12 protein-coding genes are annotated in these 13,212 nt (G+C 40.6%); 8 read left to right on the top strand and 4 right to left on the bottom strand.

Annotated elements, in window-relative coordinates; translation table 11 throughout:
• Nucleotides 1-99 precede the first annotated feature (99 nt).
• Nucleotides 100-765 (top strand): forespore capture DNA-binding protein RefZ, encoded by a 666-nt coding sequence (refZ, locus tag MKZ05_RS13300; protein WP_050943558.1) that lies wholly within the window; start codon nt 100-102, stop codon nt 763-765.
• Here refZ and hisJ read toward each other — a convergent pair.
• A complete protein-coding gene (gene hisJ / locus MKZ05_RS13295; RefSeq protein WP_106035227.1) occupies nt 735-1,550 on the bottom strand; it encodes a histidinol-phosphatase HisJ in 816 nt (271 codons plus the stop codon). The two genes, refZ and hisJ, sit on opposite strands and share 31 nt — an antisense overlap.
• Nucleotides 1,551-1,890: 340 nt before the next feature.
• On the opposite strand from hisJ, the gene ezrA reads away from it, so the two are divergent.
• On the top strand, nt 1,891-3,594 hold the full coding sequence (ezrA, locus tag MKZ05_RS13290; RefSeq protein WP_106033049.1) for a septation ring formation regulator EzrA: 1,704 nt from the start codon (nt 1,891-1,893) through the stop codon (nt 3,592-3,594).
• Between the two features lie 40 nt (nt 3,595-3,634).
• Here ezrA and brnQ (MKZ05_RS13285) read toward each other — a convergent pair whose 3' ends face one another.
• Together brnQ (MKZ05_RS13285) and brnQ (MKZ05_RS13280) are read right to left on the bottom strand one after the other, a co-directional pair.
• Nucleotides 3,635-4,978 carry a branched-chain amino acid transport system II carrier protein gene (gene brnQ / locus MKZ05_RS13285; protein ID WP_003216733.1) on the bottom strand — a complete coding sequence of 448 codons (1,344 nt, stop codon included), beginning with the start codon at nt 4,976-4,978 and terminating at the stop codon, nt 3,635-3,637.
• A 208-nt stretch (nt 4,979-5,186) separates the two neighbouring features.
• Nucleotides 5,187-6,530: a branched-chain amino acid transport system II carrier protein gene (gene brnQ / locus MKZ05_RS13280; RefSeq protein ID WP_050943561.1), complete on the bottom strand. Its 1,344-nt coding sequence runs from the start codon at nt 6,528-6,530 to the stop codon at nt 5,187-5,189.
• Nucleotides 6,531-6,730: 200 nt separating this feature from the next.
• Between brnQ (MKZ05_RS13280) and MKZ05_RS13275 the strand changes: the two genes are divergently transcribed.
• The 5 genes from MKZ05_RS13275 (at nt 6,731) to MKZ05_RS13255 (ending at nt 11,936) form a co-directional block, all read left to right on the top strand.
• Nucleotides 6,731-7,873 carry a cysteine desulfurase family protein gene (locus tag MKZ05_RS13275; protein WP_339160337.1) on the top strand — a complete coding sequence of 381 codons (1,143 nt, stop codon included), beginning with the start codon at nt 6,731-6,733 and terminating at the stop codon, nt 7,871-7,873.
• 4 nt (nt 7,874-7,877) lie between these two features.
• The gene (gene thiI, locus MKZ05_RS13270; RefSeq protein ID WP_050943563.1) at nt 7,878-9,083 is read left to right on the top strand and encodes a tRNA uracil 4-sulfurtransferase ThiI; all 1,206 of its coding nucleotides are present in this window, start codon (nt 7,878-7,880) and stop codon (nt 9,081-9,083) included.
• Between the two features lie 89 nt (nt 9,084-9,172).
• Complete coding sequence (locus MKZ05_RS13265) at nt 9,173-9,385, top strand: alpha/beta-type small acid-soluble spore protein (RefSeq protein WP_003216385.1); 213 nt, start codon at nt 9,173-9,175, stop codon at nt 9,383-9,385.
• Nucleotides 9,386-9,610: 225 nt separating this feature from the next.
• Nucleotides 9,611-11,191 (top strand): acyl--CoA ligase, encoded by a 1,581-nt coding sequence (locus MKZ05_RS13260; RefSeq protein WP_003216281.1) that lies wholly within the window; start codon nt 9,611-9,613, stop codon nt 11,189-11,191.
• 130 nt (nt 11,192-11,321) lie between these two features.
• Entirely contained in the window at nt 11,322-11,936 is a 615-nt protein-coding gene (locus tag MKZ05_RS13255) for a LysE/ArgO family amino acid transporter (RefSeq protein ID WP_212046214.1), read from the top strand.
• A gap of 111 nt (nt 11,937-12,047) precedes the next feature.
• Here MKZ05_RS13255 and MKZ05_RS13250 read toward each other — a convergent pair whose 3' ends face one another.
• Nucleotides 12,048-12,479, bottom strand: a complete 432-nt coding sequence (locus tag MKZ05_RS13250) for a MarR family transcriptional regulator (RefSeq protein ID WP_212046213.1) — start codon at nt 12,477-12,479, stop codon at nt 12,048-12,050.
• A 117-nt stretch (nt 12,480-12,596) separates the two neighbouring features.
• Here MKZ05_RS13250 and MKZ05_RS13245 point away from each other — a divergent pair, with 117 nt between their 5' ends.
• Complete coding sequence (locus tag MKZ05_RS13245) at nt 12,597-13,184, top strand: NAD(P)H-dependent oxidoreductase (RefSeq protein WP_003216455.1); 588 nt, start codon at nt 12,597-12,599, stop codon at nt 13,182-13,184.
• Nucleotides 13,185-13,212 lie beyond the last annotated feature (28 nt).

Below are 13,212 nucleotides of genomic sequence, written 5' to 3'. Positions count from 1 at the left end.
ATACATAACTTGCGTCTCACATGTGGGATTTGTCGAGCAATTGTAAAAGGAACTTCCGCCTTCATCTTGAAGTATGTACACATGAAGAGGGGTGAGCGGATGAAAGCATCAACAACCGTGCAAACAAAAGACCGTATTATTGAAGCTGCCATCAGACTTTTTAACCAAAAAGGATTTTCTGGAACCTCTGTCCGTGAGATTGCGAAGGAAGCAAACGTCAATGTTGCCCACATTTCTTATTACTTTCAAGGAAAAGGAGGGCTGCTTGAGCAGCTCGTATCCGATTTTTATGAAGGCTATATTCACATGATTGAATCACATATCCATCACATGGAAACTCGTCATGCAAAAGAATGCTTACTACATGTGGTTTTTGATATTTTATCTTATCAGCACGAGCACCGTCAATTAACCCGTTTCGTTTATCGAGAGGTAACGATTGATTCGACGCTCATTAGAGAAATTATGTCGACCTATTTAACGAAAGAAAAATATTTGTTTCAGCTCATCATTGAAAAAGGAAAAAGCACCCATGTGATTTGTGAGCAGCTCTCCATCTCCTCTTTTATGATTCAGCTGAAATCACTACTCATGATGCCCTATTTACAGCCGCAATATTTAACAGAGGTGCTTTATTTAAATCCAAATGAGCCTTATTTCTATCAAACGTATTTTAAAGAACTGAGCCGCTCGCTTCATCATTTACTAGAACCAAAAAAGCCGGCATTAGATTCTCATTTAAAACTCATGATGTCTTCGAATTGATCATAAGCATATCCGAGATCTTCCGCTTGATGGGCATCAGACCCAAAAATGAGCGGAATTTTTTTCTGTTTTGCAAGATCAATCATCCATTGATCTAAATAGATACTTCTGGCATATGTTTTACGAAGACCTGATGTATTAAAATCTAAGGACATGCCTTTTTTTGCCGTTTCTTCAAGACAAAGGGTGACCTTTTGACAAAGTGCAGAAGTCATCTCAAATGGGAAAAGCTGTTTGAATTTCTGCACAAGGGTGATATGACCGATTCTATTTGGCTTATAGCGACCTAAAGATGATAGAATAGAAGAATGAATTTGGTCATAGTAGCTTTGATAGACCTGTTCGATGCTGCCATAGAGGCTTATTAGCTGCTGGAAGGCATGCTCGTCAAAATCAAGGCAAATATAATCATCGCCAGCAGGAAGAAAGTGAACAGATAAAATGCTATCGTCTAATTCTGGACCATAGCAGTCTAAAAAGGCACTTGTTTCCTCTTCATACTCTTTGATATAGTCAACCTCAAGCCCAGTTTTTACTATTAATTGGCCTTTGTATTCCTGTTTCAACTGATCCAATTTCGTTATATACGAGTCAAGTTCTTGGAGCTTCATGGCACTATCCTGCTCTGGTGTTGGATCTTGAAACGATGGAGGCAGAGGGGCATGCTCGGTAAAGGTTATGGAATCAAATCCCTTTTTGATGGCTTTTTCAATATAAGAATGAAAAGAATCAAGCGAGCCGTGAGGGCAAAACGGTGTATGTAGATGTGCATCTTGCTTCAGCATGTCGTCACCTCTTGTCGATATTTTGAAAAACGTCATGTTTATCAGCGAAAATAATGAAAAATCATGACCAAAAATGCTGGTTACATGGTATCATAATAACAATGAAAACGACAGCTTCCGCATACATAAAAGCAGGTCACATGGATACGTGTGATCAAATGATAGAAAGCGCTCAAATACTTTCTTGAAAAACATACTTACAACCGTGAATGGATGGTATTGGAAAACATACGATCCTGTTTATAAAAAGACAAATGCAAAGCGGACACGAAAGGGTTCTCAGGTCTACTCGGGACACTTTTACCCTGACATCACTTAGATCACAACAAGGGGGCTCATTATGGAGTTTATCATCGGTTTAATTGTCATTTTGCTTGCTTTGTTTTCAGTCGGTTATTTCCTCAGAAAAAATATATATAAAGAGATTGACCGATTGGAAGCATGGAAAATTGAAATTTTAAACAGATCAATTGTAGAAGAAATTTCAAAAATCAAACACTTAAAAATGACCGGAGAAACAGAGCAGTTTTTTGAAAGATGGCGTGCAGAGTGGGACGATATCGTCACAGCCCATCTTCCAAAGGTAGAGGAGCTATTATATGACGCAGAAGAGTATTCTGATAAATATCGATTCTCCAAAGCCAAGCAGGTTCTAACGCATATTGAGGATTTGCTGAGTGCTGCTGATTCGAACATTGAAGACATTTTAAAAGAAATTGCAGACCTTGTCACAAGCGAGGAGCAAAATCGCAAGGACATTGAAAAGGTCAAAGAGCAATATCAAACGGTTCGAAAAAATCTGCTTGCGTACAGCCATTTGTATGGCACCCTTTATGACAAAATGGAGCAGGACTTAGATGAGGCCTGGGAAGGGATCAAGCAGTACGAGGAAGAAACAGAAAACGGAAACTACATGAAAGCAAGAAAGATTTTGCTTGAGCAAGACCGCAGACTCGACCAGCTTCAACTATATATCAATGATGTACCAAAGCTTATTGCAGACTGCAAACAAACCGTACCAGGTCAGCTGACGAAGCTGAAAGACGGATATCAAGAAATGTCGGAAAAAGGCTACAAGCTGGAGCACATCCAGATCACGAAAGAGCTGGAGACTTTAAACAAACAGCTTGCGAGAGCGGAAAAATTGCTCATTGATGAACTCAATTTAGAAGAGGCATCAAGCATTCTGCAAATGATTGATGATGCGATTGAGACGCTGTATGATCAGCTAGAGGCGGAAGTAGAGGCAGGTCAGGAAATTAAAAGCAGAATGCCTGAGCTCACAGAAGCATTCGAAAAGCTCGAGCAAGATCACACACAAACAAAGGCAGAAACGGCTCTTGTGAAAGAAAGCTACAAGCTGACAGCAGGAGAACTCGATCAACAGAAGGCATTTGAAAAACGTTTAGAAGAAATTGAAAAGCTGATGAAACAAATCCGTGAGAAGCTTGATCGTGATCACGTGGCATATTCATTATTAATGGATGAAATCAATCAGCTGGACACCTTTATCGAGGATGCAAAAGCATTGCATGACACATTTAAAGGTCATCTCCAATCATTAAGAAAAGAAGAATTACAAGCGAGAGAAACACTGACTGAGCTCAAAACCATGCTGACAGATACAGTACGCCAGCTGCATAAAAGCAATATTCCAGGTGTACCTGCTGAGATGAAAGAGCGGGCTGAAAAAGCGCAGGAGATGATTCATCAAGTGCACGAGCAGCTGGAAAACCTGCCACTCAACATGCCGGCTGTAAATCAGCAATTAAAAGATGCTTCTGACACAGTCAAAAATGTTGTGGATGAGACAGAAGAAATACTTGGTAAAGTGGATCAAATTGAACGAATCATTCAATATGGCAATCGCTTTAGAAGTCAAAACCACATTCTTTCAGAACAATTGAAAGAGGCTGAACGAAGATTTTACGCCTATGATTACAACGGATCATTTGATATAGCAGCAGCGGCTGTTGAAAAAGCATCACCCGGAGCTGTTCAAAAGCTGTTAGCTCAGCAAGAAAAAGAGTATCAGCATCAATAAAAAAGCTGAAGTCCTATCAATGGACTTCAGCTTTTTTATATTATGACGCTTGTTTTTGACGCTCTTCTGAAGCAGAAGAAGTGAAAAGAGAGATTACAAATCCGATCACGATTCCAAGTATTGCAGGGACAATCCAGCCTATGCCAAGGTCATATAAAGGCAGTATTGATTGGAAGACGTCTTTTATTGGATCGATTGGAAGTTTCGCTGCTGCTAAGCCGTCAAATAAGCTAACGCAGCCTGTTAAAATTAAAGAGAGAGCATATACAGGTCTTCTATGTCCAAGCCACTTATCAGCAAGTGACAAAACAATGATCACAATCGCTAGCGGATAAATCGCAGTTAAAACTGGTACAGAGAAAGCGATAATATGAGCAAGTCCAAAATTCGAAATGATAAAACTGAATAATGTCACGAGTGTAACGACCATTTTATACGAAAGCTTAGGTAGTAACTTCGAGAAATACTCTCCGCATGATGTAACGAGGCCGATACTTGTTGTTAAACAAGCAACCGTAATCGCAGCACCCAACACAATATTTCCTAAGCTGCCAAATAGGAATTGAGAAGACTGAGCCAAGATTTTACTGCCATCTCCAACAAAACCAATGGCGTGTGTACTTGAAGCGCCTAAATAAGCAAGAGATAGATAAACAAACGTTAATCCGCAAGCTGCAATTAAACCTGCTTTGATACAAGCAGAGGTCAGTGCCTTTTTACTTGTCACACCGCGTCCTTTAATGGCGTTGATGACAACAACCCCAAACACAATTGAGGCAAGAGCATCCATTGTTTTATAGCCCTCTAAAAATCCTTTGAAAAATGATCCGTTGCTATAGGATACATCAGGTGTGCCAATGACGCCCATCGGCGTTAAAATGGCTTTGACAATAATAATAAGAATGATCGTAAATTTAATCGGTGTTAACACTTTCCCTACACGATCTACAATCTTCGTTGGATTTAGAGCAAGATAATACGTAATACCAAAAAAGACAAGTGTGAATAAAAGAAGGGAGAGCCAAGCTGGTACACCTGCTAAAAAGGGTAATGCACCAATTTCATATGAAACCGTTCCTGTTCGAGGAATAGCGAAAAGCGGCCCAATAGATAAATATAAAATGACGGTAAACGCTGTTCCAAAAGCTGGGTGAGCTTTATCAGCTAATCCTTTCGCATCTCGACCTGTTAAAGCGATCGCAATAATCCCTAGAAGAGGTAAACCGACACCTGTTAATAAAAATCCGCCCATTGCTTTCCATACATTTGTGCCAGCATATTGCCCAAGTTCTGGTGGATAAATCATATTTCCGGCGCCGAAGAATAGAGCAAATAACATAAAACCGATAATAACTGTATCTTTCGTCGACAATGTTGCCTTCATTGAATATAAAGCCTCCAATATTATGTTGAAATATTCTGTTAATTAGTTGCTAAAACCGTTCTTCATTAACATTCACTAATTATAAAGGATGTGCGTCTGATGTCAACATGTGTTTTCGTACAAAAGTCATGAATTTTTCTATTTTAGTATATGGAGGACAATAAAAAAACATCCCCTTCATCTTTGGAAGGGGATGCTTGAAGCATGATTATGATGCGAGCTGTTTAGGCGGGCTAGTCAACATAGAGATGAGTACGCCAATACCTGCGCCGATAATTGCTGGTACGACCCATCCAATGCCCAAATCGTAAAATGGAATGAATGCATCTAAGAAGGCAGGCAACCCACCGAGATTGATTTTGGCAGCTAATAATCCATCAATGATGGCAAAGAAACCAGTAAAGATGAGGGATACTACATAAATCACTCGTCTACCGTTAATCCAGCGGTCAAGGAATGACAATAAAATAATGACAATTGCCAGTGGATATATCGCTACGAGTACAGGGACCGATAGAGAGATGATTTGTGCCAGTCCAAGGTTTGCAACCAATGTGCTAAATAAAGAAACAATGAGTACGACTGTGCGATAAGAAAGTGCTGGGAAAAGCTTAGAAAAATATTCGCCGCATGATGAGACAAGCCCAACACTTGTTGTGAGACAAGCAAATAAAATGGCTACACCAAGGACAATGTTACCAGCAGAACCAAATAAAAAGTTTGCTGATAGTGAAAGCAGTTTGCCGCCTTCATTTGCCCCAACCATTCCGGTTGTATCAGGACTTGAAGCACCGACATAAGCAAGCGAGATATACACTAGTGCTAGTCCAGCTGCTGCAACAAGGCCAGCTTTTATACAGGCCGCCGCAAGAGATTTGCGCTCTGTGATGCCTCTTTCTTTAACAGCTGTCACAACAACGATTCCAAATACGAGAGAAGCGAGAGCATCCATTGTTTTATAGCCCTCTAAAAACCCAGTGAAGAGAGGGTTTGCTTTATAAGTCGCATCAGGCGCACCGATTATTCCCATCGGTGTAGCTATGGCTTTAAATACAATAATTGCAATGACCGTTAATAAGATAGGTGTCAACACTTTGCCGATTCGATCAACAAGCTTTGAAGGGTTCAAAGCGAGCAGATACGTAATCGTGAAAAACACAAGGGTGAATAAGAAAAGCGGTACCCATGAAGAGGTTTGTGTTTCAGATAGAAACGGTGCTAAACCAATCTCGTAAGAAACCGTACCTGTTCGCGGGATAGCAAAAAATGGTCCTATGGATAAATACAGAATGACAGTGAAAATGGTTCCAAATATAGGATGGGCTTTATCCGCAAGGCCTTTCGCACCGGTACCTGTAAGGGCGATAGCAATAACTCCTAGAAGCGGAAGACCAACTCCTGTGAGTAAAAATCCACCGATAGCAAGCCAAACATTCTCACCTGCATATTGTCCAAGGACAGGCGGGAAAATCATATTTCCTGCGCCAAAGAATAATGCAAAAAGCATTAAACCAATGGCTAATGTCTCTTTTATACTTAAACTATTTTTCAAAATAGTTCCTCCTTATCCAATGTAATGTGCTAAATTTAAATATTCTGACAATTTAGGTGTTTATGTGCCAATTGCACTATGCATGATATAGTGAAAATGAAAAGTTGTCAACTGCCATTTTCAGAAAATTCTCTGTCTGACTTCATTATGGTAACATATAAATGCATTTATTTTTAAAGCTTTTTGTAAGGAGTCCAAGTATGATTTATCTCGATAATAGTGCAACAACAAAACCGTACCCTGAGGTTTTACAAGTATATCAGCAAGTGAATGAACGTTTTTTTGGGAATCCGTCTTCGCTACATCAGCTTGGAATTGATGCGAGCCGCTTGCTAAGTGAAACGAGAAAACAAATCCTTCACTATACAGGTTTGAAACAATATGAGGTTATTTTTACTTCTGGTGCAACAGAAGCAAATAACATCGCCATTAAAGGAGCAGCTCTCGCCAAAATGAATCGGGGGAAACATATTGTGACAACAGCAATTGAACACCCGTCTGTCATCGAATCGTTTGAACAGCTGAAGGCTTTATTTGGTTTTGACATCTCCTATATTCAAGTAAATGAGCATGGCCATGCAGATATGAATCATTTAAAAGAAGTGCTTCGCCCTGATACAGTGCTTGTCAGCATGATGCACGTCAATAACGAAACGGGTGCCACCCAGCCAATTGAAGAAGCTGCTGGCATGATTCGTGAGCATGCTGAAAATGCCCTATTTCATGTCGACGGGGTGCAGGGAATGTGCAGAGTAGCATTTAATAAACAACTGGATGTGGATCTTTTGACGATATCTGGCCATAAAATTCATGGCTTAAAAGGCACAGGAGCGCTCTTTTTAAAGAAAGGTGTAGTGCTTGCCCCTTTTATCACAGGAGGAGAGCAGGAATTAGGCCTACGTTCAGGTACCGAAAACCCTGCTGGTGCTGTCAGCTTAGCAAAAGCCATGAAACAATCATTCGAGCTGCAAAAAAAACATCATGATGAAATGTTAAACTTAAAAACGCAGCTGCAAAAGCAGCTTGGAGAAATAGAAGGTATTGTCATCAACACACCGCTGACGCAAAGTGCGCCGCACATTGTGAATTTTTCAGTACCAGGTATTCAAATTGAGGTCCTTCTTCATATGCTTGAAAAAGAAGGCATGTATGTTTCGACAACATCTGCCTGTTCAGCCAAGAAAAAAGAGCCAAGCCAAGTTCTCCTAGCGATGGGGAGGCCGGAAGAAGTGGCAAAAAGCAGTATGAGAATCAGTTTGACGTATGGACAAGGACCCGAACTAGCGCCGCAAATCATCACATCGATCGCACAAAGTGTGAAAAAATTAAAAGGAATGAGATAACAGCATGAAATATGATCATATTTTAGTCCGTTTTGGTGAAATTTCAACAAAAGGAAAAAATAGAAAGAAATTTATTGAAAAACTAAGGCAGCATATCCGGTTTGTATTAAAAGACTTTGAAGCATTAAAGTATGCATCTGACAGAGACCGCATCACGATCATGCTGAACGGTGAAGACCCTGAACCGATTTCAGAACAGCTTAAAGGTGTATTTGGCATTCAGAGCTTTAGTCTGGCAGTGAAATGTGAGACAAACCTCGATGCCATCAAAGAAGCGGCACTCACAGCGGTACAGGAAGTATATGAACAAGGAAATACATTTAAGGTCTCAACGAAACGCTCTTATAAGCAATTTGAACTTGATTCAAATGAAATGAACCGGGAAATTGGCGGACATGTGCTGAAGAATACGGAAAACTTAACGGTCAATGTCAAACAGCCGGATGTACATTTGCGCATTGAAATAAGAGAACATGCGACATACATTACATTTAAAGATGTCAAGGGTGCAGGCGGACTGCCAGTGGGTTCAAGCGGAAGAGCGATGCTCATGCTTTCAGGCGGCTTTGACAGCCCAGTTGCCGGCTACCAAGCGATGAAACGCGGAATTCAAATTGAGGCCGTCCATTTCTTTAGTCCCCCATATACAAGTGAACGTGCCAAACAAAAGGTCATTGATCTTACAGAATGCTTAGCTGCATATGGGGGCGAAGTGAAGCTTCACATCGTACCTTTCACAAAAATTCAAGAGCTGATTCACAAACAAGTACCTGAAAACTATACGATGACATCAACAAGAAGAATGATGCTGAAAATCGCAGATAAAATAAGAGAGAAGCGTGATGCTCTTGCGATTATTACCGGTGAAAGCCTTGGACAAGTCGCAAGTCAGACACTTGAAAGCATGTATGCCATTAACCATGTAACCAATACACCAATCATTCGCCCGCTTATTGCGGTTGATAAGAATGACATTATTGAAGAAGCGAGACGAATTGGCACATACGATACAAGTATTCAACCTTTCGAGGATTGCTGTACGATCTTTACGCCGCCGTCTCCTAAAACAAAACCAAAGCTTGAGAAAGTAGAACGCTACGAAAGCTTTGCTGATTTCGAGCCAATGCTTGATGAGGCAGTGGATCAAATCGAAACGATCATCGTCACAAATGAGAAGAAAACGGCAGACGAATTCGCTGATTTATTCTAAAATAAAAATTTCATAATAATTACCATAAAATCAATCGCATGAAGTCATGTGTTTCTACACATTCTATATTCACAAGGAGGTGAGAACACATGGCTCAACAAAACAGACAAAGCAGTTCTAATCAATTAGTCGTTCCAGGCGCTGCACAAGCGATCGACCAAATGAAGTATGAAATCGCTTCAGAATTTGGTGTAAACCTTGGACCAGAAACAACAGCTCGCGCTAACGGATCAGTTGGTGGAGAAATCACTAAACGTCTTGTATCTTACGCTCAACAACATATGGGTGGCGGATCTTTCTAAGACACACAATTAAAAAGCTATGGCTTAGGAGCGGGATCATTCCCGCTCTTTTCTTTTTGTACATAAAAATAGTTTGAATATTTACAAAAAAGAAGACGGAATGAAAAAATTATGGCATAATACTAGGAGTAGGTCCTAATTCAAGCATTTTTCAGTTATGAATGTTAGAATAGGTAAATTGAAACATGTTTCGTTTCAGAGAAAGAGGCTAAAAGGAGCTGTACCATGAAAAGAGAAGACTTAATTGCACCAGAACAATATAACTTAGTCAGTGAGATTGAAGCGTTCAGTCATGACAAGGAGAAAAAGGCCCTGCACTGGCAGGATGGAAATGGCTACGAAGCACATGTGACGTATGCATCTTTAGTGGAAGAAGCAAATAAAATTGGTCATGTATTATTAAATGCAGGCTTTAAAAAAGGCGATAAAATCATTGTGATGGTGCCGCGCATGCTAGAGGCATACAGCATTTATTTAGCGATCTTGAAAACAGGAATGGTCGTCATTCCTTGTTCAGAAATGCTGCGTGCAAAAGATTTAGATTACCGAATTGAACATGCAGAAGCAAAGGGAGCGATCGTTTACTCTTCATTCATTCAATCGTTCGACGGAACCAATCAGCCAAACGATTTTAAAACATTCTCAATCGGTGAAAACGATCATGGCTGGACAAATATTCTTGCGGAAAAGGATCACCAATCAAGCGAGCTTCCAATGGCTCCAACAACACGCACAGACATGGCGTTCTTATCCTATACATCTGGTACAACAGGCAACCCAAAAGGGGTTGTTCATACACATGGCTGGGCATATGCACATTTACGCACCGCTGCCAAAGCATGGCTCTCCATTAATGAAGGAGATAAAGTATGGGCGACAGCAGGACCAGGCTGGCAAAAATGGGTGTGGAGCCCACTCTTATCTGTGTTAGGAAGTGGCGCAGAAGGCTTTGTATACGGAGGAAAATTCAATCCAAATACGTACTTAGAGCTGCTTCAAAAAAATGAAATCAATGTCCTATGCTGTACGCCGACAGAATACCGATTTATGGCGAAAGTAGATGACTTAAGTCAGTACGAGCTTCCAAAGCTGCATAGTGCCGTTTCTGCGGGAGAGCCACTGAACCGTGAAGTCATTGATACATTCAAAAAGCATTTCGATATAGAAGTACGAGATGGCTATGGCCAAACAGAAAGCACACTGCTCGTAGGGGTGCTAAAAGGAATGGACATCAAGCCTGGTAGTATGGGAAAACCAACACCTGGAAACGAAGTCGAGATCATTGATGAGGACGGCAGCGTATGCGCTCCTGGAGAAATTGGTGATATTGCGGTTCATCTTGAAACGCCGGCTTTATTTAAGGAATACTACAAAGATGAAGAGCGTACAAAGGCGCAGCGCCGCGGGAATTACTTTATTACGGGTGACCGCGCGAAAAAAGACGAAGATGGGTACTTCTGGTTTGAAAGCCGTAGAGATGATATCATCGTCAGCTCAGGCTATACCATTGGACCGTTTGAAGTAGAAGATGCACTGATCAAACACGCAGCAGTCAAAGAATGTGCGGTCGTGGCTAGCCCTGATGAAATCAGAGGATCAATCGTCAAAGCATATGTCGTCCTACGTGATGGAACTGCACAAAGTGACGAGCTAATCAAAGAGCTGCAAACGCATGTGAAAAACACAACAGCACCTTACAAATACCCAAGAGAAATCGAATTTATCGACGAGCTGCCAAAAACACCGTCAGCGAAAATTCGCCGTGTCGAGCTGAGAGAAAGAGAACTTGCACGAAAAGGATCTTGATGAATAAACGAAAAGCGTTTGGATGAAAGCATCCAGCGCTTTTTTTATGGAAAATCAAATCTGCTGGAAGCGATCATGATGTTTTATGTTAAAATGTGAAGAAATTGCTGGAAAAGGAGAATGTTAGAAGATGTTCATTGCCATCATTCATGGAATCGTGCTTGCTTTTGGCCTCATCTTACCATTGGGCGCACAAAATGTATTTGTGTTTCAGCAAGGAGCGCTTCAGCCGCGATTATATCAGGCTTTACCTGTCGTTATCACTGCTGCTCTTTGTGATACACTATTAATTGCATTAGCTGTCATTGGTGTTTCTGTTGTGGTGTTCACCATTCCTGTACTGCAAATGTGTCTTTATATCATTGGGTTTTGTTTTTTAGTTTATATGGGATGGTCCGTGTGGAACACAAGCTCATCAGCAGATGCTAAAGAGAAGCAGGAATTCATGCCTGCGAGAAAACAAATTGTCTTTGCCTGTTCAGTTTCACTTTTAAATCCCCACGCCATTCTCGATACCATTGGTGTGATTGGAACAAATTCGCTTCAATATAACGGGGCAGAAAAATGGGCATTTACACTTGCTTGTATCATCGTGTCCTGGTTATGGTTTATTGGGCTCACTCTTTTAGGGAAAATGCTAGGGAAGTTAGATACAAACGGTAAGTGGATGAACCGTATCAATAAAGCTTCAGCGGTCATGATCTGGCTTGTCGCGTTATACATTGCCTATCAATTGATTGTATAAAAGTACATAGAGAAAAAAGCGAGAAGCGTTTGGGTAGATGAGAGCCCGCGCTTTTTTGTATTTTGACGTTTAGCCACCTTTGCATGAGCGTATCGCTCATGCCTTTTTAGGTTATTTTTTGAAAATCGTTTGATTTAAAAGACGGAAAGCTTGTACGATATCATCCATTTGTTCTATATCCGAGGAAGTTAGGCTGTCTAATAGCATCCCTTCGATATGCTGAAAGGCTTCGTTCATACAGGCACGGCCTTTGTCAGACAGCATAATGACATGTTTTCGTTTGTCATCACGGTCTTCTTCTCTATCAATGAATTGTTTCTCGTGCAGTTTTTTAAGTTCTCTGCTGACATTCGGAAGAGACATGTGCTGACAGTCGGCAATTTCACTAGGCGTAAGCGGCTCGCTGACAGCTAGTTGCTCTAGTATTAAGTATTGTAAGGTCGTTAAGCTAGCTGGTTTGACTTTGTTCATCAGGTCATGTTTTAGTTCTGAAAAAGTAGAAGCAAATGCTACGAATTCCTTGAAGAAATGGGGATGTTTCATGTTTATCACCTCCTACGTAACATACCAAAATTATTATCAAAAAACAATTATCATTTGACAACTATTTAACGGAGGTATATCATTTGGTTATCAAATGATAATAAAAGGAGATCATACATGAATGTACTCATTATTTATACTCACCCCCATCACAATAGTTTAAATGGTGCTTTTTTAAAAGAAATCATGAAAGGCAGTGAAGAAAATCCACTAGTTCATGAAGTGAAAATCATCGATTTATACAAAGAAGAATTTGATCCTGTGCTGATTTTTAATAAAGAGAAAAAAAGGCGTGACATGCATAAAGACCCTGACATTCGGATGTATCAGGAGAAGATCAAATGGGCGGACAAAATCGTGTTCGTATATCCTATTTGGTGGGGAAGACCTCCAGCCATGCTGCTTGGCTTTATTGACCGCATGTTTGCTGCGAATTTTGCTTATCGTCAAACAGGCGGGCTGTTTCCAGAAGGACTGTTAAAAGGAAAAAGTGCTGTTTGTGTATCGACGATGCAAGGGCCAACCAACTACCCTTTGTTCTTTTTGCAAAATGCACACAAGATCTTAATGAAACGAGCCCTTTTACACTATGTCGGAATCAAACCTGTGAAGTTCTTTGAGTTCGGCATGATGGAAAGCCCAAAAGGAAAACATGAGGTCAAATTAAAACGTATCTACAACTATTTCAGAAAAATCAGCTCATAAAATAGTTAGCGAAGTCACTTTTCTTCTA

The organism is Bacillus sp. FSL M8-0277 (assembly GCF_037975305.1).
Lineage (GTDB): Bacteria > Bacillota > Bacilli > Bacillales > Bacillaceae > Bacillus > Bacillus pumilus.
The sequence above is the reverse complement of the archived record's forward strand: the minus strand, read 5'-3'. Positions and strand labels throughout refer to the sequence as shown.